Here is a 22,591-nt window from a genome sequence, read left to right as displayed (position 1 = left end):
ATCAGGACTCGGCCAGTTCGCGTCGCAGGGTGGCGCGCAGGGTCCGCACCTCCGGCGCGTCCAGTTCGCCGCACCGGTCGAGCGCCCGCTGTCGCAGCAGGCGGGCGTCAGCAGCCTGGCCCGGAGCCGAGCCGGCAAGCGCCGCGAGCGCGGACAGGGTCTGCGCCTCCCACCAAGGGCAGGACAGCGCGGCATACAGGGCCAGCGCCGCCCGCAGCGCCTCGGCCGCCGCGTCGGCCTCGCCCAACGCCTGAAGCGCGAGCCCGTAGCGATGGATGGCGATGGCCTCGCTGAACGTCGCGCCGCACCTGTTGAACAGCCGCCGGGCGCGGGCGTACTCGTCAGCGGCGTTCCGCCAAAGACCCATCCCGGCCAGATCCGCACCGAGACTCATCATCGCGCCGGCCTGGGCCACCACCGCGCCGGTACGACTGAGACCGTTGCCCTGGACGTAGAACGCCAGCACGTCGCCGTGCAACTCGGCCGCTTCGGCGAACCGGCCGAGCGTTGCCAGCGCTGCGCCCAGCGCGCTCGCCGCGCTGTGCTCGCCGAGGGCGTACCCGATCTCGCGGAAGAGGCCCACGGCCCGGCGGCAGTGGTCGACGGCCGCCCCGCCGCGGCCGATCCGAATGAAGATCGCGGCGGTGTAGGTCAGCGCCCACGCCTCCTCGCGGCGGTCCCCGATCCGCTGGGCCAGTTCCAGCGCCCGGTCCAGCGCGGCCAGCCCGTCGGTGTTGCGGTCCCGGCAGAAGTACCGGGCCCAGCCCAGGAAGTTCAGCAGTACGGCCTCGTCGCGCGGGCTACCGGCGGCCCGGGCCGCGGCCACTCCCAGCGAGAAGATCTCGTCCCAGGAGTGCCGGTGGCTGTTGGCGTCCGAGTACCAGTGCAGAGCCCTGGTGACCGCGACCACGTCGGCGTGCCGACCGCGCCGGGCCGCGTCGCGCAAAGCCGCCAGCCAGTTGACGGACTCCCGATTCAACCAGTACGCCGCCGCCCGATCGTCGTCGAACGGGGAGTCGACCCGAGAGGCGACCGGTTCGAACATCAAGCCGGCCTGCCGCGTACGCCGCAGCAGCCAGCCGACCATCTGATCGTGCGCGCCCGTCCGGGATGCCTGTTGTTCCTCGGCGTCAAGGCGTTCCTGGGCGTAGAGCCGGAGCAGGTCGTGGAACTGGTACCGGTCCCCCATGGTCAGGAGGACACCGGCCTCGACCAACTCCTCCAGGGCCGCCGCCGCGGTGTCCTCGTCGGTGCCGGCCACGGCGGCGACCAGCGCGGGCTCGAAGTCGGGGCCGGGAATCAGCGAGGCCCGCCGGAACACTCGCGCGGTCATCGGGTCCAGTTGCCGGTAGGAGACCTCGAACGCGGATCGAACGCCCAGGTCTCCGGCGGTCAGAACGGTCAGCCGCTGACGCTGGTCGCGGAGCAGGTCCACCAGCCAACCGACCGACCATTGCGGTCGGCTGGCGAGGCGGTTGCCGGCGATCCGAACGGCCAGCGGCAGCCGGCCACAGAGTTTGACGAGTTGGTCGGCCGCGGCCAGCTCGGCGGCGATCCGGTCGGCGCCGACGATCGCCGCTAGCAGCAGTCGACCGGCTGCCGGGGCGAGCAGGTCGAGCGGCAGGCGGACCGCACCGGCAAGACCCGTCAGTGGACGCCGGCAGGTGACCAGCGCGAGGCATCCCCGCCCGGCGGGCAGCAGTGGGCGTACCTGTGCCTCGCTTGCCGCGTTGTCCAGGACCACCAGGAGCGGCCGGTCCCGAGTGAGGGTGCGGAACAGACCACCCCGCTCGGTCGGCGACACCGGCACCCGGCTGTCCGGCACCCCGAGCGACCGCAGCAATCCGGCCAGCGCCTCGGCCGGGTCGACCGGGTCGTCCGGCGAGGCGCCCTGCAGGTCGACGAAGAGTTGTCCGCCGGCGAAGGCCGGGCTGAGTCGATGTCCAGCGGCGACGGCGAGGCTGGTCTTGCCGATCCCGGGCGGTCCGTGCAGCACCACCACCGAGGCGGTGTCCGGCCGTCCTGCGGTGACGTCGGCGGCCAGCGCCGAGAGCCGTTCCAGGATCTCCGCCCGGCCGGCCAGGTCCGGTACGGCGGCGGGCAGTTCCCCGGGTACGACAAACGCCGAACGGTCATGCGGCACCTCCGCGACGCGGTCGTCCGGCACCGCCACGCGGTCGTCCGGCTGCCGCTCGACCCGGGCCAGGGCGACGAAACGATCGCGATCCTCCCCGGCCAACCGCAGGGCGTCGGCGAGCAGTACCACCGTCCGTCGTTGCGGGCTACGCACCCGGCCGCGCTCCATCTCCCGGATTCCGCGGACACTGGAACCGGCCGCCTCGGCAAGCTCCTCCTGGGTCAGCCGCCGCTCCAAGCGGAGGGTCCTGAGGAGGTCTCCGAAGTGGTCACGCCGTACCTGACTCTTGGGCATGCTCCCCCACCACCAAGCGCCCGCAGTGACGTAACGTACGTCGATGCTCGCATGTGCGTGACGAGTTACGAGCCACTGTGCACCGAGTGTGAGTATCGCCATGGCGGGCGGTGAGCCACCGACATCTGCCGGGGACAACGCCCCATCGGCCAGAGAAACCAGGTCCACCGAGGCCGTACGGAAGCCGGCGGGTTGGCCTGATCGCGTGGTCGGGGCTTCCGGCTGCCGCGCCAGTCCAACCCCCGGGCTTGGTTTGTCACGGCACGTCGATGGACACCGTTCGCCCGCGACGACGTCGGTGTGGTTCCCGCCGGGCAACAGCTGGACCGACATCTTCACCGGGAAGACGTACCGGGGCGGCACCACGCAGAACATCACCACCACACTTGACACCATGCCGGTGTTCAAGAAGCACTGACGTACTGGCTCGACACCGGCCGGGTGGGCTACCCCACCCGGCCGGTGCGTTCGCTGCTACCGGTGCGACCGTCGCGCCAGCGACAACCAACCGAGGAACCGGGCGTGCAGCGCGGGCACGTCCGGGCACAGCCCCAGGCCGTACGCGTCGTCGATCGCCTCCTGCATCGACGCGGCGAGGTAGAACGCCAGGGCTATCGAGTGGCCGTAGAACTCGGTCGCGAGGGCGAGCTGAGCCGGGTTGCACGGCCAGGGCGCGGCGCAGTTGCGGCACCGCCACGCCGGGCGCATCGGCAGGTGCGGGCGAGGGCGGGCGGTCATCCGACCCGCGCCGAATCCCGGTGGCGTTTGGCTGACCTGGTCGGTTTGCCGGGCGGGGCCTGCAAGCGCAGGCCCGCACGCCTCACGTACAACTCGCGCCGCGCCACCGCGTCGCCCGCCGCGTTCAGTTGGTAGCCCTCAATCCAGACCCATCCGTCGTACGTGTGCCGCTCGGGCAGCTCGCGGATGACGCGCACGAAGATCGGGCGGAGGAACTGCACGCTCGCCGCCGTGGTCAAGAGGATCACGTCGCCGGCCTTCAGCGTCCCCATCACCGCGACCCCCTGGGGTACGCGAAAGCGCGGCTCGCGCCCGGGGAAGGGAGTGATCGTCCGGGCTGCCACGGGTCGTGGGGATGATCGGTGCCTCCTGAGGTGGGCGCGGCCGGCTGGCGGGATTTGGCTCGGGCGTCGACGGGCACGGTCTCTCCCCTTTGGTGCTGTTGGGAAGGGGCCGCTCCCGTGAGTGCTCGCCCGTCGGGAGCGGCCCCGCTACGAACGCGACCGCCGGGTCTCGTGGTCCCTACCAGCCGCGCCGCCTGGTGACACTCTGCTGTGGAGACCACTACGCTCGTAAGACGTTCCAGGTGTCCGGGCCGGAGCTGGCAGAACAGCCGCCGGACGTGTGGCACCTCGGGTAGTCGATCTCCGATTTGAGGAGCCTTGAATGGCTGACGTGCCGAGCCCTCTCGCGGACTTCATCGTGAGCGAGATCCGCCGCGCTCGTGGAGCCTCCGGGATGACGCAAGAGTCATTCGGCCGGGCAGCGGGCTTCAGCGCCTCGCACGTCAGCGCCGTGGAGAGCGGCACCCGAGCGCTGACGATGGACTTCATCAAGGGAACTGACCGGGCGCTGAAGAACGGCGGGCTCTTCGAGCGCCTGGCGACGAAGTTCGGCACCCCGTCGTGGTTCCTGCCCTGGCTAGATGCCGAGCGCGAGGCGACACAGCTTCGCTACTTCGAGCCGAATCTGATCCCCGGCCTGCTACAGGTTGAGCACTATGCCCGCACGGTCCTGCGGACGGACGAAAGCCTTACTGACGAAGAGGTCGAGCAGCGTGTGCAGGTGCGCATGAGCCGGCAGGCGATCCTGACCGGCGAGCACCGGCCACAGTTCGTCGCCGTGCTGGACGAAGCCGCGATACGGCGCACGGGTGACGGTCTGGGCGGAATCATGGCCCAGCAGGTCGCCCACCTGGTCGCGATGGCCGAACTCCCCCACGTGCACGTCCACGTCATCCCGGTCGGCAGTGGCCTACACATCGGGTTGTCCGGGCCGTTCGCGCTGGCTCGGTCGAGCGAGGGCATGTGGGTTGGGCACCTCGAAAACCAGCTTGGCGGGGACGTCATCGACAAGGACGATGAGGTAGCTACGCTTCAGGCAAGGTGGGAGAGCGTCCGAAACGAGGCTCTACCGCGCCGGCAGTCCATCGACCTGCTGAAGGAAGTTGAGAGCCATCATGGACCTCAGTAACGCCCGGTGGCGCAAGTCCACCCGCAGCGGCGCGAGCGGCGGGAACTGCGTCGAGGTGGCGGGCAACCTGCCCGGTGTCGTTGCCGTCCGCGACTCGAAGGACGCCGCTGGACCGGCATTGACCTTCGCCCCCGCTGCCTGGGTCGCGTTCGTCGCCCAGATCGCCGAACGGCCGTAACCAGACGCACCGCATTCAGCGGCTGGCACGTGGACAACGAATCAGACTGCCGCGAACCAACTATCCTTCCCTTGGCGAACAACCAAACAGCGGCCGCACAGTAGCGCCAACGCGGACGCCTTGGGCCCGAGCAGCGCTCGGGCATGGCAGTCGCATTCGTGTCCCCGGATCCAAGCGGCCCTCCGCTGCCGGGGGCAACAGGGTGGCGAGCCACCGACGGCCGCCGAGACATTGTGACAAATGGCGAAGCCCAGGCCAATGACCTGGGCTTCCGTGCTGAGCCGCCTGACGGAATCGAACCGTCGACCTACGCATTACGAGTCGGCCTCAGGGCGCTGGTCTGCCACTCGACGCCCGGCTAGACCCGATGCCTACGTCCGCGATCGTCCGCTACAGTTCGCCGACTTGGCTGCTCTCTTGGCTGCTCGGAGGCAGTCCTCATCCGGCGTCTCGTGCCGACCTGAACAGCTCAGCCATCTCGGGAGTCAGCCAATACACCGCTGTGAGACCGTCGGGATAGCGCCAGTCCCATAGCCACTCGCGTCTAGCCTCGATGCAGTGTCGGCCAGGCCAGCCGAGTAGTCCTGCAACTGCGTTCTTGCCCGACATGTCCAGCAGTTCCGCTAGCTCATCACCCCCAAACTCCCGGCCCGGCGAATCAATCAGGATAGAAAACAGCGCCTTCGCACTGTCACTGAACTTGCCCCAGACCTTCTTTGCCAGCTCGGCGTCTGACGGCCCCCATGGCTCAAGCCCCTCTTTTCCCCCCTTGGCGGCCGACCCTCCCGAGACCTCCTCGGCCAGCCAGCGGCTGTGCATTGCGTAGAAGTCTGCCAGCCGATCGGCCGGCACCTTGACCGTTACGTCTAGCATTAGTTCCCCCAACCCTCGACTCTGCCCTCCAAAGTAGAGGGCCGGTAGACCGAAAGCATAGAAGAACCGAAGATCCCTCGCAAGGGGCTAGTGAGGGGCTGCTGACCTAGGTCAACCCCGGTCATTCCCGCCTCTCCGTCGGTGACAACGAGCGACGACCTTCTAGATTCGTCTGCCGATGGCGGCTGGGCTCTTCCACCTGTACGTCCTGGTCCACAAGTTCGCTGCCGAATGAGGCCAGCGCCGACCGCGCGCACGCTGTCGCTATCGCCCATCGGGCGTCGGCGTTCCGACCGGTTGGAACATATGCGTGCGCGGGCAGCCTTACGCAGGGCAGCGGCAGGGTGACTCTCGTTGTATCTTCGGCGTCATGGGTGGGGTCCGGAAGTCTGGTAGCCGTATCAGTCGGCGACAGGTCAGCGAGGATGAACGCGCTGCGGCAGCGGAGGCTTACCGCACGTCGGTCTCTCGCTTGCAGCACACTGCTAACCGCAACATGCGGCAGACCGTCGCGTACGCCACGGTCTTCGTTGCGGTCATGGCTACCTGGATGATCTTCATAGGCCAGCCCACGCCGACGACCTTCCCGTGGTACGCGATCGCCATCCTCAGTGGCGCATTCGGCCTGTCCACCTACGTCGTCCGGGAGCCGCGTCCACGGCTCTACGTACTCGCCGCCGCCGTCGTCCTCGCCGTGGTCGGCGTGACCGGCATCTTCCTCACGGACTAGGCGACGCCGATGACGCTGTCCGTCGAGCCGCAAGCCCTGGTCGGCTTCGCCCGCCAGGTCGACCGCGCCGCCGTCGACGTCTGGGAAATTCGCAACTACCTCGACCGCTACGCCGACGTCGCGACCGGAGGTGAGCAAATTGAGATTGCCAAAGCCGCGCACGAGCAGGCGGTCGAGGTCATCAACGCCACCCTCAACCGACTCGCCTGCCTGCTAGAGAACTCTGCCCCCGAGCTGCAGGCCGCCGCCGGCTACTACCGCACCACCGACCTGGCCAACGCCGACCGCCTTGACCGGGCACTGCCGCCAGCAGGCGACCGGTGCATCACCGCCCTTGAACTGGAACTAGCGAACAACCCCTGCGCTCCGGAGAACTTCGTCGACGTCCGCGACGTCCGCGGCCACCTCGACACCCCGGGCGACCCAGCCAAACCCGCGAACTCGCTGGGCTGGATGGACTACATCAGCCCAGCGAACTGGGTTAACGAAGTGTTCAACCACGTCTTCGGTTTCGACCCCATCGGCAGAATCCAAAGCCAAGTCTCCGGAGACTGGGAAGCCGTGGCCAAGATGGCACCCGTCGTCGACAACATCGGCGGCGCCCTGCACGACCTGGCCTACAACGTCCAAGCCGGCACCACCACCCTGCATCCCGTCTGGCAGGGCGTCGCCGGCGACGGAGCCTTCCGCTACTTCACGACCACCGCCAACGCCACCGCCGACCTCCACACCCCCCTCGCCGCCATCAGCAAGGCATACCGAGAGATGGCCGACGCCGTCTGGTCCGCCGGAGAAGCCATCGGTGGCGTCGTCAAAAGCCTGATCGACGGCGCCATCATCATGGGTGCCGCCGCCGCCGCCGGCACCGTCACCTCCGCCAGCGGGGTCGGCGCGATCGTCGGCTACGGCGTCGCCGCCGCCGAGGTCGCCAACATGTTCCGACTCTGGGGCGAAGCAACCAAACTCTGCCAGCAAATCTCCGCCGCCATCCTCGCCTTCCGCGCCATTCTTACCCGCGAACTCAGCAGCCTCGACACTGTGGCTCTCCCCGCACTCCCCGACGGCGGACGCTACGACCACCCCCTCGCCGACGCGACGGCATGAGCACGTGGACGGCCTAGACGACATCGCCGGTGGCGACGACGAACGGAGCCACGCCCTCCGCCGAATCCTGGACCGCCTCGCCCACAGCGATAACCCTCTGCTCCGCGAGATGGCCGCCGCAGTCCAAGACGGCGAACTCACTCTGCGCCAGGCAGCCACCAGCCCGATCTACGGCACCGAGCTAACAGCCCCCTTCCAGACCTTCTGGAACGCCTACCAAAAGATGACCCCGGAAGAACGCAACGGCCTCGCCTCCGGCTCCCAACTGCCAGACTGACGCCTCGCTTACAAGCTCTGTGCACCTTGTCCGTGCTCGTTCGGTGCCGGCTGCCCGCTCGGAGCTTCATCCGTGTCCGCACTCCTTGGGGTGCTGGCGTCCGACGCGGTTGCTGTCATCGTTGCTGTCGTTCGGGGCGGGGGCGCTCTGATGCCTCGGCCTCGACTGCTCGACCTGTTCTGCGGCGCGGGCGGTGCCGCCATGGGTTATCACGTGGCAGGGTTCGAGGTCGTCGGCGTGGACATCCGGCCGCAGCCTCGCTACCCGTTCAAGTTCGTGCACGGTGACGCTCTCACGATCCCACTCAACGGCTTTGACGCCGTTCATGCGTCCCCGCCTTGCCACGACCACAGCGCTCTCGTTAGTCGGGTGGGCGGTGACGGAACGGGCTGGATACTCGATGCGATGCTCCGCCAGCTCGCTCGCGCCGAACTTCCGTGGGTGGTCGAGAACGTTGAGGCCACCCGTCAGAAGCCCGGATCTCTCGTCTTGTGCGGCAGCGAGTTCGGCCTACGCGCCGGCGAAGACCTCCAAGAGATGGCCCGTGACGTCCTGGCCGACCACACCGACCTCCGACAGATCGCCGCCAGCGACGCCTACGGCGGCATGGGGATGCGGCGCGGAGTGTGCGGGGCTGCCCGCTCCAAGGTCAAGGGCGCTTCGCGTCGCTGCGCGACGGCCCTGCGGGCCACCCTTGACCTCGGAGCCTCTGCGACCCCTAGGGCCGGCGTTGCCGGCAGGCCAGGGGCCTGCCCATGGGTGCATGCGCCCCACCCCCACCCCGACCTCAACGGCTTCTGCACGAGCCTCAGGCAGCATGGGATCCCGCGCCGAGCGGCTTAACGCTGAGGATCACCGATAGGTGGATATGTTGCCAGAGCCTGGACTCGCGTAGTCAGGAGAGGGCGCAGCCTGCCAGACAGCAAGTCGGCATCCGCCTCTGACAGTCGAACCAACGGCCGCCTTAGAAAGAGTGCCCACGCCTCAGGCTTGGGAAAGGCGTCGAGATCAGGGACCAAGGGCTGAAGTTCTAGCCCAGAGGGGTAGGGCACCAGACCGTCGATCCGGAGCGAACACCTGGAATGGAACGTCCTGTCAGCGATCTCAATGACGTCGGCAACCTTCTCTGCTGCGGAGGTGGCCGTGGCGATACCGATGATACGGCCGCGATCGCGTACAGGGTTGTGCCATGCCCCACGTGTGGCATAGAGGAAGAGCCGGTCCCCGGCCGCAAGTTCAGCCACCTCGGCTCGCGGTGTCACCGGAAAGGCCATCGCCTCAGTTCTGAGCACCCAGGCGATTGCCCTGCGCTCCCCAAGGACTACCAAGTAGCTACGGGTCATCCGACCACGTCACTCGTCCGCGATGGCTTCTCTTCAAGGGCGGTTGCCACGACCCCGAATTCAACCAAAGCCGCTGTAAGGTCTTCAACAATCCCTTGGGCAATTACCTCTGGTGCAGGAAGATTGTCTGTATCCTCTAAAGAGTTGTCCCGCAACCATGTGACGTTCAGGTTGACCTTGTCACGGTTAATCAATTCCTCGTACGTGAAGGACCTGAAACGTTCGTTTTCCTCGCGCTCCGTACGCGGCTTGGCGGGTGCAAAGCACGCTAGAAAGTCGTCCAAATGTCTACGGCGGATAGGATTCTGCTTGAGCGTAAAATGCAGATTGGTTCGAAGATCATAGATCCAAAGGCGTTCGGTCCAAGGGTGTTCCGACGCGGGCTTCTTGTCAAAAAATAGGACGTTAGCCTTGACTCCGGGCTTGTAAAAGATCCCTGTGGGTAGGCGCAGCATGGTATGGAGGTCAAAATCGTTTAGCAAGCGACGTCGCAGCTTTTCCCCTGCTCCGCCCTCGAACAAAACGTTGTCGGGAAGCACCACTGCAGCACGTCCGTTGATGTCAAGAATTGTCGCAATATGTTGCAGGAAATTGAGCTGCTTGTTGGCAGTCGTTACGACGAAATCTTGACGTTCGATCTCTCGATCGTCCGAGGCTTCCTGACCATCAGCGCCGACCATCGTCAGCGACGATTTGCGCCCGAAGGGTGGGTTCGACAAGACCACCGAGTAGCGTTTCCCGGGATCGGCCAGCAAAGCGTCCTTGACGTCGATCAGGCTATCACCCGTCGGTGTACCGATGCCGTGGAGCAGTAGGTTCATTGCGGCGAGGCGTGCCGTCCCTGGCACCAATTCGACACCGTGAACCAGCTCGTCCCGCAGGTGGCTGCGCTCGCTCGGCGTAAGTGTCTCGGCGCGCTGAGACGCATACTCGTGAGCTATTAGCAAGAAGCCGGCGGTCCCAGCAGCTGGATCAACGACGGTATCCCGAACGGTTGGCTGCATGCAGTCGACGATCGCCTGAATCAGCGGACGGGGGGTGAAGTATTGTCCCGCGCCTGACTTGATGTCCTCGGCACCCTTGGACAGAAGCTCCTCGTAGGCGCCGCCCTTAACGTCGATGCCCGTAGCCGACCAGTTCTCCTTATCGATAAGATCGACGATTAGTCTCTTTAGCTTGGCTGGGTCTTGGATCCTATTCTGCGCCTTGCGGAAGATCGTACCCAGCGTGCCCGGCTGCTTGGCAAGCTCTTCCAAAATGTGACGATACGTCACTTCCAACTCGTCGCCATCGGCATCGAGGAGCCGCTGCCAAGAACAGTGTGACGGCACGATGCGCTCACGCATAAACGAACGCGTCTCGCGTTCGTGCGCCATCTTCAAGAATAGAAGATAGGTCAGCTGCTCGGTGTATTCGATCGTTCCGACGCCGTCGTCGCGCAGCACATGGCAGTATGACCACAGCTTATCTATCAAGCGCCGGCCGTCAGACACGAGCAACCTCCTCAGCAATTTCTAGATCAGTCGTCTGTCCGGTCAGTTGACCGGAGAAAGCAGCAGTGAGGAGAGCTCTTCGGAGAGCTGCAGACCGCCGTGCAGATATTTCCAGCGCGTCGGAGAGTCCTACTGCTGTTACCCTTATGCGTTCTATTCGTGAGCACGCCTGCATCTGATCGTCGAGCTTCGGTGCTGGCAGAACGATCGCTTCCAGTTGCCTTTGATTGACCTTGTAAATCCCGGCTGTGGTTCGTGCCACCGCTTCAATCTGCCGTCGCACTAGGGGGGAGTTCCAGACTGCCGACAAGAACTGAGGCAGCATCTGACCGGGATCGATGCGCACCCTGATCAGCGTGTCAGGATAGGCGACGGCAAAGGGCTTATCCAGCACTAGAGCACCCCGCGCTACGAGCCGTAGGCTGCCGTTGCCTCGTGAAACCAAGAAATCCCCGTGTTCCACGAGAAACGGCCGCGCCTCGTCGGCGGACCACGCCCCCTCCTTGTGTTCCTTAAGATCCACCCCGTCGGCCTTCAAGGCAGTTAGGCGAAGAACGGGGAAGCCGCCCTCTCTTGTGGGAACAGACCTGCCGTTCGACAGGGGTTCGCCGAGCAACTGCTTGAGGGTCTTCTGCTGGGCCGAGGTGATCAACTGCTCCGAGAGTAGCGCCGAGGACACTAGCTTACGCGCTCGGCTGACCGAGTCAGCCACGTAGCCGTCTGCCGCATCGAGGCGCGTAAAGTGGTCCTCCAGAATCTCGACGATCCGCCGCTGTTCTCGCAGCTCGGGGTACGCCACAGGCAATTCTCGGATATCGGTACCAGTGATGCCTGACTGCCCGGCGGTTGTCTTGATCCGCGGTTCAAGGAACCGACGAACACGGCCAGATTCAGCCTGCAATGCCAGAAATCGGCTGTCGATCACGTCGTACCGCGGTACGACTCGTATGAGCTTGTCCGGGTGGATGATCGGTCCCTCGTGGGTAGGAACCGGGGCGCATCTGCCGACTAGTCGCCTGGATCCGTTATAGCGCGTGAAAAGTAGGTCGCCGGGACGGAGTGAGTACTTGGCGATTGCGGCTGGTTCGAGTTCTGGGACATAGCGAATGTCGGCCAAGTCGAGGCGTCCGTTGCGGACAGCGGAGATACGCAGAATAGGGACGCCAATTGGCTCATCGACTGGCCGTCGCGCGAAGAGGCCATTCCGCACTAAGGTGGACACATCGCCAAGCGGCGACTGCTTCCAGCCGGCGGGTACATCCTCATTCGTCATGCTGTAAGGGCGGAGTTGAGCTGGTTGAGTACGGTAGATGCCTTCGCACCGAGGTCCCGGACGGCACCGTCTATCCCGCCGCGCTCCGTGAAGGGGGCGTTCTCTAGGTCGTCAGGTCTGATGCCTGCCGACACAGCGATTACCTCAACCATCCGGTCTAGCCACCATCTCTCTGCATCACTGAAGATCGCCCCAGCCTGTTGCTGCTGGAGCAGCCATGCAGCGTACCGCTCGCGGACCTGGTCGCCGTAGGGCACCAGCCGATCATCGTCGCCAACGGCGAACCGGATCAGCGACACGAGGTCTGTAAGGGTATGCCGGTCGCTGTGCCTGACACGACCGGCGTCGAGGGCTTCGTAGGCGGACCAGAGTAGGTCGGGCGTCCAGTTGTGCGGCGGCCGGTTGATGCGGTCAGCCAGTTCCTGGATGTCCGTGAACGAGATGGGCCGGTCGCGCGCCTCTGTGAGTAGCTGGATTGCAGTAATCTCGTTACGGTGCTCGTCGAGGTACTCCCGCCAGGACTCGACGATCGAGCGGGCACGAGAGGTGTCCACCACCCCGTAGGCGTCGACGAGTGTATCTACGCTGACCTCGTCGATCACCCGATCGTGGGCCTGACGGAGCTCCAGGATCCGCTGCCGTAGCTGAGGGTTGGCAGCCAGCGGTCTTACTGCGGCGTCCAGCAGCCCCTGAATGGCCGCCGCCGGGTCGGGGGCGAGGGCGGTCGCCTTCGCCTGGATGTCAGGATCGACCGCGTCGACCAGGCCCCGGACGATGTCCCGGACGGGTGTGCCTGCGACCTGGTCGAGTTCGGCCTGCTCAGCCGGCGTGAGTTGAAGTTCCAGCGCCGCGAGGCGGGAGGCGAGGGTCGCGACTTCCGCCTCGGTGAGGGTGAGGGCAGCGGCCTTGTCAAGCAATTGCTTGAGGGAGACGCCCTTCTCCCGGTTGAGCGGCGGGTCGACGAAGTCGTGCTCGGTGACGCCGACCGCATCGATGATGACGAACCGGGTCTTTTCTGTCGCATCGGGGGTGACCGCCTGGAAGTCGGCGGCGGCGATGGTCCGGGCCCCGCGGCCCTTCATCTGTTCGAAGTACGACGCCGAGCGCACGTCGCGCATGAAAAAGATGCACTCAAGCGGCTTGACGTCTGTGCCGGTGGCGATCATGTCTACGGTCACGGCGATGCGCAGGCTGGCAGAGGTCCGGAACGCCTGCAGTTGGCCCTTGGGATCCCTGGCGCTATAGGTGATCTTTGCGGCGAAGTCGTTGCCCTTCCCGAACACCTCCCGCACCGTGGTGACGACCTCCTCGGCGTGGGCGTCATCTTTGCAGAAGATCAGCGTCTTCGGCACCGTCGTGCGGCCGGGAAAGATCTCGATGGGCAGCTTGTCTCGGAAGGTCTCCAGCACAAGCCTGATCTGTGACTTCGCGGTGACAGCACGGTCCAGCTGTTTGCTGGTGTACTCCAGGTCCTCGTCAAGCTCTTCGAGGCGCTGCACGCGGGTGCGCCGATCAACCTTGGGGACGACGGTGCCGGCCTCGATGCGGGAGCCCTGCTCGCTGATTTGAGTCTTAATCCGGTACAGGTCGAAGTCGACGTTGACGCGATCGGCGACCGACTGCGGGTAGGTGTACTCGGAGACAAGGTTCTGCCGGAAGAAGCCGAAGGTCTGCTTGCCGGGGGTGGCGGTCAGGCCCACGATGTGGGAGTCGAAATACTCCAGCACACCCCGCCACACACCATAGATGGATCGGTGCGCCTCGTCGACGATCACCAGATCGAACGCCTCGGGCGGCAGCTCCCGGTTGTAGGTGACGGCCACCGGTGCGTCGGGTACATAGTCGTCCAAGCCGGGGTCGTCACCCTCGGGTGCCGTGTCGCCGGCCAGCACCCGATACACCCTCTGAATCGTAGAGATCACGACGCTGGAGCTTCGGAGCATTCCCGCACTTGTCAGCTTGTCGACGTTGTACAACTCGGTGAACCGGCGCCCGTCATCAGGGGTGCGGTAGTTCTGGAACTCGGCCAGCGTCTGATCGGCCAGGTTGTTGCGGTCGACCAGGAACAGGATCCGAGCGAATCCACCATGCTTGAGCAGGCGGTAAGCCTCCGTGACGGCGGTGTAGGTCTTGCCAGCGCCGGTGGCCATCTGCACCAGCGACCGGTCGAACCGCTGCTCGCCAAGTGACCGTTCAACACCCCGAATCGCGGTTATCTGGGCGGGTCGCAGTGGAGCGGTGTCCAGCGGCGGCAGGTGCCGCACCTTGGCGCGCCATGTCGGCCGCTTCGGATCTGTCTCAGCATCCCGGAGGATACGGGCCAGCGTGCCGGGCTGAGGAAATGCGAAGATGCGGCGGGCCCGCGGTTGCGGATCAAAGCCGTTGGTGAAATGAGTCTCGGCACCACTCGCCTCGAATACGAACGGCAACCGCCCGTCCACGGTCAGAGCCTTGAGCCGCACCTCCGCTCGTAGACCCTCGGCGTACTTGGCAGACTGCCATTCCACCCCCGACAGCGGGGTGCCCTCGGGCTTAGCCTCGATGACGCCGACAGCCTTTTGATCTATATAGAGCAGGTAGTCAGCCCGGCCATGGCCCTTGGCCATCACCACCTCGCGAACCGCGACGCCCTGGCCGGCGAACAGGTTCATCGCCTTGCGGTCCTGAATGGCCCAGCCAGCACCCGTCAGCTGGCGGTCGATGAACAGGCGCGCACGCTGCTCAGCCGCCAGACGTTGGTTCCCCGCGATCCCGTCCATGTGCTGGAGAGTTTAAGGCGGAGGGCAAAGATCCGGAACATACGCGGAATGACCAAGATTCTGGCCGAGAGTCCCATTGACGTTTTCCCAGCTCGCGTCGCGGTCAGTGGTCGGCTCGCCACTGGTTTCCTAAACCGTCTGCGGCATCAGCATTGACGGCAGCGGAGACAGCAACGGACGGGGACGAGGGCGGCTACCAGCAGGTCGACCACGGACAGCCGCCCGAGGCCTCGGGCGCGAGCGAACCTCGCCGGATGAATCGCCCGAGTCACCGGTCACGGCCTTCCGCCCCACGAATCGGTCGCGGATCGGTCGCGGATCGGTCTCTGCTGCCGAATTTCTCTGTTTTGGATCAAGGCACCGCGCTGCGCGCGGTGCGGGGCGGCAAGCCCGGCCGGCGGCAAGCCGCCCCGGCCGCCTACGGCGCCGGGGCGGTGAGCCACCGACAGCCGCCGGGAGACCGCCCCCAAACGGGAGTAGGAGCCAGCTCTAAGTCAGGCCGTGACGGAAGCCTGCGGGGCCACTCTGCGCGGGTGCCCGGGGCTTCCGCCTGCCGCGCCAGTCCAACCCCAGGACTGGCTTGCCACCGGGTCACCGGGGGTGGAAGCACCTCAGGAGGCACCCAGCCCGATCGTGCTCCGCAGCCGTACCCTCGGGATCGTCGAGGAGGTTGCCTGGTGACCATTTCGTGGAGTGCTACGTCTCCGACGTCAGGGAAGTTCGCTTCGGTGGAGCGGTCGGACTTCGCTGGCCTCATCGAGCGGTTCGACGAACTGCGTGCCCAGGGGCGCGGCTACCTCGAAGTACGGGGCAGCGCCGTGTTCCCTGTGCTGACGCTCGGGTTCGCGGGTTCTGCGGCGGTCGTCCATCTGATGACGGACGAGGACGCCATGTCCCTCCTGGCCGCCGATGAGCCTGGGGACGCAGATGCGGAAGTCGTGGTGCTGGAAGACCAGGTCGACTTCACCGCGGACTTCGTTCTCAACCTCGAACGCGCCTGGCAGGTTGTCCAAGAGTTCGTCCGCACGGGTGATCGTCGTCGGGCAGGAGAGTGGCGCGAGCTGTAGTGATGGCTATGGCGGATTGCTCCCGCGCGTTGCCGCAGCGGCCAAGCCGGCACGAGGCTTGCTGAGCCGGCGCTCAGGGCGTCTCCAGGGCGTCAGGGCATCGTCAGGGCGTCAAACGCCGGCCAAAGTTGACCAACGACGACCATCGACGCCCCAACATAGAACCAGCTCAGAGCCATGATCACGGCTCTGAGCTGGTGGGCGACGGACGAGTCGACCTGTACGCCGGATTCTGTGCGCGGCGCGTACCCCGAAGGGTCTGCGCCGGCGGCGGCCATCCATCTCGGCCTGCCGTTGCCGGCAGGCTCCAGCGGCCTACCCGCAGACATCGGGCGGGCAGCCCTCAAGCGTCTGCGCCGGGTCGTCAGCTTGCGGTGACGGCCCTTGCTTGGCCTTGCTCCGGGTGGGGTTTACCGAGCCACCCCGGTCACCCGGGGTGCTGGTGGGCTCTTACCCCACCGTTTCACCCTTACCGTCCCCGTTGGGGTCGGCGGTCTGTTTTCTGTGGCACTGTCCCGCGGGTCGCCCCGGGTTGCCGTTAACAACCACCCTGCCCTGTGGAGTCCGGACGTTCCTCGGCGGCGGGCCGGAGCCCGCCGACGCGACCGCCCGGTCGACTCGTCCGTCGCGCTCCCATCCTAACGACGTGCGTGCCGCCGGTATTGCCGCCCCGCCCGAGCAAGATCGCGCAGCTCAAGGGGGCGGTCCGACGGATGCGCCCCGGGAGGCGGGCGCTAGCCTCGTGGGGCTATGGATCTCTCCCACGCCGCGCTGCTGCTCGCCGCCGGTCTCGCCGCTGGCACGGTAAACGCGGTGGCCGGTGGCGGTTCACTGATCACCTTCCCGGCGCTGATCGCGATCGGCCTGCCGCCGGTGCCGGCGAACGTGAGCAACTCCGTCGCCGTGTTCCCCGGGTACGTGGCGAGCGTGGCGGGCAGCCGGCAGGACCTGCCGCGCCCCCGGGCGCTTGCCACGCTGGTGCCCACCACCATCGTGGGCACGATCGTCGGGGCGCTGCTGTTGCTGGCCACTCCGGCCCGCGCGTTCGAGCTGGTCGTACCCTTTCTGGTCCTCGGCGCGACAGCGGTCCTGGCCTTCCAGGATCCGCTGCGCCGGCTGGTCGGCCACCCCCGCGACCTGTCGCCGCGGCAGCGGACGGTCGCGGTGCAGACGATGGTCGCGCTCGGCTCGGTGTACGGCGGGTACTTCGGCGCGGCGCTCGGGGTGATGCTTGTCGCCGGCCTGGCTCTGGTGCTGGACGCGACGCTGGCGCGGGTGAGCGCCATCAAGAATCTGCTCTCCGCGATCGTGGGGCTCACGACGCTCGTGGTGTTCGCCTTGTTCGGCCCGTTGAACTGGGCGGCCGTCGCGGTGGTCGCGCCGGCCACCCTGATCGGGGGGTACGCGGGCGCCCGGCTGGTCCGTCGGCTGCCGCCGGTGGTGCTCAAGACGCTGATCGTGGTGTTCGGTACGACAATCGGCCTCTACCTGCTCTATCGCGCCCTGAGCTGAGCCGCCCGACGCCAAGATCCTCACGGCTTACCGGGAAACCGCTGTGTCAGCGCGCATTGAAGCAGCGGCTTCCCGGTAAAGCGTGTGGATCTTGAGACGGTCCCGCGTCAGTAGGCCTCGCCTACCGGTTCTTCGGCCGTGTGTTCAGTGTCGGCGGCGGCACGGTTCCAGCGGGACCACAGGACTCGCTCGCCGTAGCCGGCGGCCATCACGTGCGCGAACGCCAGGTAGACAAGCACACCGACGGCGAGCACCCCGAAGCCGACCCAGAAGGGCAGCGCCAGCGAGCGCTCGGCGAGCTTGCCGGAGATGATCGGCGCGGGCGCGGCGGCGCCCCAGCGGACCAGGTTGAACGCGCCGGTGGCGAGCCGGCGGTCGCTGGAGCCGAGGCCGAGCGCCAGGTCGGTGAGGTTGGCGTTGGCCAGGCCCATGCAGAGGCCGGCGAGCACAAGCACCACGAGCGCCTCGGCGGTGCTGGTGGAGGTGGCGAAGAGGACCATGCAGACCAGCAGGCCGGCGATGGCCACGCCGACGGTCTGCACCGCGCCGATCCGGTGGGCCAGGCGGTGGCCGATCACCAGGATGCCGGTGGCAAGACCGAGACCCCAGCCGGTGAACGCGAGCCCCAGCGGGACGACGTCGAGGCCGAGGAAGAGCGGCGTGTAGCCGAGCACGACGAAGAACACGAAGTTGTACGCGGCGGTCACCACGCAGAGGGCGATGAACGCCGGTTTGCGGTAGGTGGCGAAGATCTGGCCGACGCGTACCGGGGCCTGCCGGTTGGTGGGTTCGCGCAGCTTGCGGGCTGCCACGCCGAGGGCGAGGACCATGAACACGCCGCAGACGAAGAACGGCAGCCGCCAGGAGACCTGGCCGAGCAGGCCGCCGATCAGCGGGCCGACGGCGAAGCCGAGGCCGAGGGCTGTCTCGAAGAGGCCGACGACCCATTCCCTGTCGATGGCCAGGTTGACGAGCACCACCATGGCGGTGGCGAAGAACATCGCGTTGCCCAGCCCCCAGACGCCGCGCAGCACGGACAGCTGCACGATGTTGTCGCTGAACGAGGCGAGGATGGCGGCCAGCCCGACCACCGAGACACCGGCGATCAGCACCGGCTTGAACCCGAACCGGCCGCTGGCGAGCGTCGCCGGGATCATGCCGAGGGCCATGACCGCGATGTACGCGGTGAACAGCAGCTCGACCTGCCAGGCGGTGACCCCGATCGCCTCGCCGATGGCCGGCAGGATCGGGTCGACGACGGCGATGCCGGCGATGGCGAGGAAGGCAACCAGTGTGGTGGCGTAGATGGCACTGCGGTTCGGTTCGGAACTCCGATCCACTCCGACTCCCCAAGTAGCTGTATCGTACAGGTATTTATTCTGTATCATACAGCTATGAGCGACGACCACGAGAGCACCCTCGGCCACATCGAGACCGAGGTGGCCCTGCTGATGCGCTTCGGCGAGGCCACCCGGCGGGCCACCGGCACCGACGAGCACCGGGTGCTGGACCGGGCGGCGTACGTCATCCTGCGGCACCTGGACTCCGCCGGCCCGCAGAACGTCTCCGCCCTCGCCGCGCGGCTCAACCTGGACGGCTCGACGGTGACCCGGCAGGTCTCCGCCCTGCAACGCGACGGCCTGATCGTCCGCGCCCCCGACCCGACGGACGGCCGCGGCACGGTCATCTCCCCCACCTCGGCCGGGCTACAGCGGATGGCAGCCGTGCAGGCCGCCCGCACCCGGCTCTACGGCGACATGCTCGCCGACTGGAGCGCCGAGGACCGGTCCACCCTGGCGACCCTGCTGGGCCGCCTCAACCACGCCCTGGTCAACCGCAACCGCCACCGCTGACAGCGCCGCCGCAGGCCGAGCCGTCGCAGGCCGCGCCGCCGCAGGCTTGATTCGTTTGCGACATCAGCTCCATAGCGCTGGAACCAGGCCCGGCCTGCCCGGCGGCAGCGCGCCCAACCACCCGACCACCACCGACGCGGCCCGCCCAGGCCACACCGACGCGGCCCGCCCAGGCCACCGACCACGTCGGCGGCCGGGCGGGCCGGAGGTCAGGCGACCGGTTCGCGGGCCGAGTCGGCGTCGCGCTCGACGCCCGGGGTGACGCGGGGGTCGCCCTCGTCGGCGAAATAGTCGTCGGGCGTGGTGCCGTCGACGCCCTCGGACGCCTTGGCGGCCCGCAGGATCAGCGTCAGCAGGGCGGCGACCGCCAGGTTGACAAGCACCGCCACGATGCCCACGTAGATCGTCTTGGGCGTGTCGAAGCCGAACTTCTCCAACGGGAACGCGGACCCGCCGAAGTGCTTCTTCGTCGGGCTGGCCACCTGGTAGAGCATCCACATGCCGAGCCCCATGCCGGCGACCCAGCCGGCGATGAGGGCGGTCCGGTGGAACCAGCGGGTGTAGAGGCCCAGCGCCACGGCCGGCAGCGTCTGGAGGATGATCACGCCGCCGATGAGCTGGAGGTCGATCGAGAACTGCGGGTCGAGGAACACGATGCAGGCCACGGCCCCGACCTTGACCACCAGCGAGGTGATCTTCGAGACGTTCGCCTCCTGCGCCGGGCTGGCGTCCCGCTTCAGGTACTCCTTGTAGATGTTGCGGGTGAACAGGTTCGCCGCCGCGATCGACATGATCGCCGCCGGCACCAGCGCGCCGATGCCGATCGCCGCGTACGCGACACCGGCGAACCAGTCCGGGAACTGCTTGTCGAACAGCAGCGGCACGATCGTGTTGTTGTCGACGCTGCCCGCCGACGCCCCCGGCAGCGGCTTCACCCCGGCCGCGATTGCCATGTAGCCGAGCAGCGCGATCAGACCGAGCAGCAGGCTGTACGCCGGCAGCGCGGACATGTTGCGCTTGATCACGTCGCGGTTCCGGCTGGCCAGCACGCCTGTGATGCTGTGCGGGTAGAGGAACAGCGCCAGGGCCGAGCCGAACGCCAACGTGACGTACTGCAACTGGTTGTTGCCGTTGAGCAGGATGCCGTCGTTCGGGTTCGGTGACGCCTGGAACTTCGCGTCCGCGGCGTCGAAGATGTCACCCCAACCGCCGAGCTTGTACGGCAGGTAGATGACCGTCACCAGAATGACGACGTAGATCAGGCTGTCCTTGACGAACGCGATGAGCGCCGGTGCGCGCAGGCCCGACTGGTAGGTGTACGCGGCCAGGATGGCGAACGCGATGATGATCGGCAGGTGCCGGGCCAGGGTGCTCTCCCCCGTGACGCCCATCGTCTTGAGGACCGCCTCGATGCCCACCAGTTGCAGCGCGATGTAGGGCATCGTGGCCACGATGCCGGTGATCGCGATCAGCAGCGCCAGCACCGGCGAGTCGAACCGGGTACGGACGAAGTCGGCCGGGGTGACGAAGCCGTGCCGGTGCGAGACCGACCAGAGCCTGATCAGCACCAGGAAGACCAGCGGGTAGACGACGATCGTGTACGGCACGGCGAAGAACCCGGCCGCCCCGGCCCCGAACATCAGCGCCGGCACCGCCACGAAGGTGTACGCGGTGTAGAGGTCACCGCCGATCAGGAACCAGGTGATCCAGCCGCCGAAGCTGCGCCCGCCCAGGCCCCACTCGTCGAGGTGCGCCATGTCCGTCGGCCGCCGCCAGCGCGCGGCCACGAAGCCCATCGCGCTGACCAGGAGGAACAGCAGGGAGAAGACGATGATCTCGGTGAGATGGTCGCGCCACATCACTGAACTCCCTTCGTTCGCGACTGCGGGGCTCGCAAACCCGGCTCACTCCTCGCGCTCACCGGGACCCCCGCTTCTTCGTCATCTGGTAGACAAGCGTCGTCGTGGAGACGCCGAGCAGGATCCAGGCCAGTTGCAGCCAGTAGTAGCGCGGGAACCCGAAGATCCGGGGCGCGTCACTGTTGAAGAACGCCGGGATCAGCGGCACCACGATGGGGAGAAAGAGCAACCAGTTCCAGGGACTGTGGTCCTTCGCCCGGGTCGGCGCCGTGGTGGGCGCCTCCGGTTCCGGTGCAGGCATCTGACACACCTCCGGGGAGTCGTGGCACGCGATGTGACGGCCGGAGGCTACGACTCTGTGACTGCCGTCACGATCAGCGCGTGGACGGCTCTGCGCCGAACGGCGCACCGGCTGCGCCGAACGGCGCGACCGGCCGGTCGACCAGATGGACCCGCGTGCGCCGGCTCAGAGGGCGGCGAGGTGCGCGGTGTCGTTGACAGTGCGTACCGCGATGCCGCCGTCGGGCCACATGTCGAGCACCGAGATGCCGGCCGCGTCCAGGAAGAGCCGGTGCAGGAAGGCGTCGCTGGCGGCGAGGGCGTCACGCAGCGCCAGCTTGATCGGCGAGACGTGCGAGACGACCACAACGGTCTCCCCGGGGTACGCCTTCGGCAGCGCGCCGACGACCCGGTGGACGCGTTCGGCCACCTGCGTGAACGACTCCCCACCGGGCGGGGCGATCCGCGGCGAGGCGAGCCAGGCGTCCATCTCCCCCGGCCACTGCTGGCGTACCTCGGCGAACGTGCGCCCCTCCCACTGGCCGAAGTCGCACTCGATCAGGTCGGCCTCGGTGCGCACCGGCACGTCACCGATCGCCCCGGCGATCGCGGCGGCGGTGGCCGTACACCGGGACAGTGGTGAGCTGAGCACGGCCGCGACGGACGGGGCCAGCGCGGCCACCCGGGCGGCTGTGGCGCGGGCCTGGGCCCGGCCGCGCTCGGAGAGCGGCACGTCGCCGCGGCCGGAGTAGCGGCCCTGCTCGGTGTACGCGGTCTCGCCGTGTCGCACGAGGATCAGGCGGGTGGCCGTGAAGCTCGGACGCGGCTCCCAGGAGGCCGGCGCGGTCGCCGGGTCGCTGCCCGTCGAGGCGCCCCCGGCCGGGGCGCTGGCCGAGGCCGGTGCGCCGTGGGAGGCCGGCGGCGGGGTGGGCCGGCCGGCGGCGGCGTCCATGGCGGCGTTGGCGAGCGCGTCGGCGTGCCGGTTCTGCTCGCGGGGGATCCAGGTGAAGCGGACCGCGTCGAAGCGGCCCACAAGCGTGGCCGCCTGGGCGGCGAGCGGACGCAGGCCGGGGTGCTTGATCTGCCACCGGCCGCACATCTGCTCGACCACCAGCTTGGAGTCCATCCGGACGTCCACCTCGGCGGCGTCCACGTCGGCGGCGGCCCGCAGACCGGCGATCAGGCCCTGGTACTCGGCGACGTTGTTGGTAGCCGTGCCCAGCGACTCGGAGCGCTCGGCGAGCACCTCGCCGGTCTCCGAGTCGCGCACCACCGCTCCGTAGCCGGCCGGCCCCGGATTGCCCCGGGACCCACCGTCGGCCTCGACGACGACCACGCGCGGCGCCACG

Annotated in this window: 21 protein-coding genes and 1 other RNA gene; 9 read left to right on the top strand and 13 right to left on the bottom strand. The window is 67.3% G+C overall.

Going from position 1 to position 22,591, the window contains the following annotated elements:
• Position 1: 1 nt before the first annotated feature.
• Positions 2–2,431 (bottom strand): ATP-binding protein, encoded by a 2,430-nt coding sequence (locus ACLQ26_RS01780; RefSeq protein ID WP_425742791.1) that lies wholly within the window; start codon positions 2,429–2,431, stop codon positions 2–4.
• A gap of 298 nt (positions 2,432–2,729) precedes the next feature.
• On the opposite strand from ACLQ26_RS01780, the gene ACLQ26_RS01775 reads away from it, so the two are divergent.
• Positions 2,730–2,849, top strand: coding sequence for a hypothetical protein (locus ACLQ26_RS01775; RefSeq protein WP_358141067.1), 120 nt, complete (start codon positions 2,730–2,732; stop codon positions 2,847–2,849).
• A gap of 56 nt (positions 2,850–2,905) precedes the next feature.
• Here the strand turns inward: ACLQ26_RS01775 and ACLQ26_RS01770 are convergent, their stop codons facing one another.
• Together ACLQ26_RS01770 and ACLQ26_RS01765 are read right to left on the bottom strand one after the other, a co-directional pair.
• Positions 2,906–3,169 carry a hypothetical protein gene (locus ACLQ26_RS01770; protein ID WP_425742790.1) on the bottom strand — a complete coding sequence of 88 codons (264 nt, stop codon included), beginning with the start codon at positions 3,167–3,169 and terminating at the stop codon, positions 2,906–2,908.
• Complete coding sequence (locus ACLQ26_RS01765; RefSeq protein WP_425742789.1) at positions 3,166–3,441, bottom strand: hypothetical protein; 276 nt, start codon at positions 3,439–3,441, stop codon at positions 3,166–3,168. Before ACLQ26_RS01765 ends, ACLQ26_RS01770 begins: the two co-directional genes overlap by 4 nt.
• A gap of 394 nt (positions 3,442–3,835) precedes the next feature.
• Between ACLQ26_RS01765 and ACLQ26_RS01760 the strand changes: the two genes are divergently transcribed.
• Together ACLQ26_RS01760 and ACLQ26_RS01755 are read left to right on the top strand one after the other, a co-directional pair.
• Positions 3,836–4,642 carry a helix-turn-helix domain-containing protein gene (locus ACLQ26_RS01760; protein WP_425742788.1) on the top strand — a complete coding sequence of 269 codons (807 nt, stop codon included), beginning with the start codon at positions 3,836–3,838 and terminating at the stop codon, positions 4,640–4,642.
• Positions 4,629–4,820, top strand: a complete 192-nt coding sequence (locus ACLQ26_RS01755) for a DUF397 domain-containing protein (protein ID WP_425742787.1) — start codon at positions 4,629–4,631, stop codon at positions 4,818–4,820. Before ACLQ26_RS01760 ends, ACLQ26_RS01755 begins: the two co-directional genes overlap by 14 nt.
• A 438-nt stretch (positions 4,821–5,258) precedes the next feature.
• Here the strand turns inward: ACLQ26_RS01755 and ACLQ26_RS01750 are convergent, their stop codons facing one another.
• The gene (locus tag ACLQ26_RS01750; protein WP_425742786.1) at positions 5,259–5,693 is read right to left on the bottom strand and encodes a DUF6416 domain-containing protein; all 435 of its coding nucleotides are present in this window, start codon (positions 5,691–5,693) and stop codon (positions 5,259–5,261) included.
• 496 nt (positions 5,694–6,189) lie between these two features.
• Here ACLQ26_RS01750 and ACLQ26_RS01745 point away from each other — a divergent pair, with 496 nt between their 5' ends.
• From ACLQ26_RS01745 to ACLQ26_RS01735, 3 genes are read left to right on the top strand one after another with little or no spacing between them, the layout of a single operon-like run.
• Entirely contained in the window at positions 6,190–6,423 is a 234-nt protein-coding gene (locus ACLQ26_RS01745) for a hypothetical protein (protein WP_425742785.1), read from the top strand.
• Positions 6,424–6,432: 9 nt separating this feature from the next.
• The gene (locus ACLQ26_RS01740; protein WP_425742784.1) at positions 6,433–7,527 is read left to right on the top strand and encodes a hypothetical protein; all 1,095 of its coding nucleotides are present in this window, start codon (positions 6,433–6,435) and stop codon (positions 7,525–7,527) included.
• A gap of 4 nt (positions 7,528–7,531) precedes the next feature.
• Complete coding sequence (locus tag ACLQ26_RS01735; RefSeq protein ID WP_425742783.1) at positions 7,532–7,804, top strand: hypothetical protein; 273 nt, start codon at positions 7,532–7,534, stop codon at positions 7,802–7,804.
• A 66-nt stretch (positions 7,805–7,870) separates the two neighbouring features.
• Here the strand turns inward: ACLQ26_RS01735 and ACLQ26_RS01730 are convergent, their stop codons facing one another.
• From ACLQ26_RS01730 to ACLQ26_RS01715, 4 genes are all read right to left on the bottom strand, one after another.
• The gene (locus ACLQ26_RS01730) at positions 7,871–8,131 is read right to left on the bottom strand and encodes a hypothetical protein (protein WP_425742782.1); all 261 of its coding nucleotides are present in this window, start codon (positions 8,129–8,131) and stop codon (positions 7,871–7,873) included.
• A 1,012-nt stretch (positions 8,132–9,143) separates the two neighbouring features.
• Entirely contained in the window at positions 9,144–10,640 is a 1,497-nt protein-coding gene (locus ACLQ26_RS01725) for an N-6 DNA methylase (RefSeq protein WP_425742781.1), read from the bottom strand.
• On the bottom strand, positions 10,633–11,913 hold the full coding sequence (locus ACLQ26_RS01720) for a restriction endonuclease subunit S (RefSeq protein WP_425742780.1): 1,281 nt from the start codon (positions 11,911–11,913) through the stop codon (positions 10,633–10,635). The genes ACLQ26_RS01725 and ACLQ26_RS01720 overlap by 8 nt, the downstream gene beginning before the upstream one ends.
• Positions 11,910–14,672, bottom strand: a complete 2,763-nt coding sequence (locus ACLQ26_RS01715; RefSeq protein WP_425742779.1) for a DEAD/DEAH box helicase family protein — start codon at positions 14,670–14,672, stop codon at positions 11,910–11,912. The genes ACLQ26_RS01720 and ACLQ26_RS01715 overlap by 4 nt, the downstream gene beginning before the upstream one ends.
• A 728-nt stretch (positions 14,673–15,400) precedes the next feature.
• Here ACLQ26_RS01715 and ACLQ26_RS01710 point away from each other — a divergent pair.
• A complete protein-coding gene (locus ACLQ26_RS01710) occupies positions 15,401–15,739 on the top strand; it encodes an Imm1 family immunity protein (protein WP_425742778.1) in 339 nt (112 codons plus the stop codon).
• 205 nt (positions 15,740–15,944) lie between these two features.
• On the opposite strand, the gene rnpB is transcribed toward ACLQ26_RS01710, so the two are convergent.
• An RNA gene (gene rnpB, locus ACLQ26_RS01705) (RNase P RNA component class A) lies at positions 15,945–16,360 on the bottom strand.
• Between the two features lie 129 nt (positions 16,361–16,489).
• On the opposite strand from rnpB, the gene ACLQ26_RS01700 reads away from it, so the two are divergent.
• Positions 16,490–17,251, top strand: a complete 762-nt coding sequence (locus tag ACLQ26_RS01700; protein ID WP_425742777.1) for a sulfite exporter TauE/SafE family protein — start codon at positions 16,490–16,492, stop codon at positions 17,249–17,251.
• 107 nt (positions 17,252–17,358) lie between these two features.
• Here ACLQ26_RS01700 and ACLQ26_RS01695 read toward each other — a convergent pair whose 3' ends face one another.
• On the bottom strand, positions 17,359–18,591 hold the full coding sequence (locus tag ACLQ26_RS01695; RefSeq protein WP_425742776.1) for an MFS transporter: 1,233 nt from the start codon (positions 18,589–18,591) through the stop codon (positions 17,359–17,361).
• 54 nt (positions 18,592–18,645) lie between these two features.
• On the opposite strand from ACLQ26_RS01695, the gene ACLQ26_RS01690 reads away from it, so the two are divergent.
• Positions 18,646–19,104 (top strand): MarR family winged helix-turn-helix transcriptional regulator, encoded by a 459-nt coding sequence (locus ACLQ26_RS01690; protein ID WP_425742775.1) that lies wholly within the window; start codon positions 18,646–18,648, stop codon positions 19,102–19,104.
• A gap of 209 nt (positions 19,105–19,313) precedes the next feature.
• Here ACLQ26_RS01690 and mctP read toward each other — a convergent pair whose 3' ends face one another.
• From mctP to ACLQ26_RS01675, 3 genes are all read right to left on the bottom strand, one after another.
• Positions 19,314–20,963: a monocarboxylate uptake permease MctP gene (gene mctP, locus ACLQ26_RS01685; RefSeq protein ID WP_425742774.1), complete on the bottom strand. Its 1,650-nt coding sequence runs from the start codon at positions 20,961–20,963 to the stop codon at positions 19,314–19,316.
• A gap of 58 nt (positions 20,964–21,021) precedes the next feature.
• A complete protein-coding gene (locus tag ACLQ26_RS01680; RefSeq protein WP_425742773.1) occupies positions 21,022–21,264 on the bottom strand; it encodes a DUF3311 domain-containing protein in 243 nt (80 codons plus the stop codon).
• Between the two features lie 165 nt (positions 21,265–21,429).
• Complete coding sequence (locus ACLQ26_RS01675; protein WP_425742772.1) at positions 21,430–22,590, bottom strand: bifunctional RNase H/acid phosphatase; 1,161 nt, start codon at positions 22,588–22,590, stop codon at positions 21,430–21,432.
• Position 22,591 lies beyond the last annotated feature (1 nt).

The sequence above is a fragment of the Micromonospora sp. DT43 genome, from assembly GCF_049841645.1.
GTDB lineage: Bacteria > Actinomycetota > Actinomycetes > Mycobacteriales > Micromonosporaceae > Micromonospora.
Note: the sequence above shows the minus strand (reverse complement) of the source record. Positions and strands in the feature narration are given on the sequence as shown.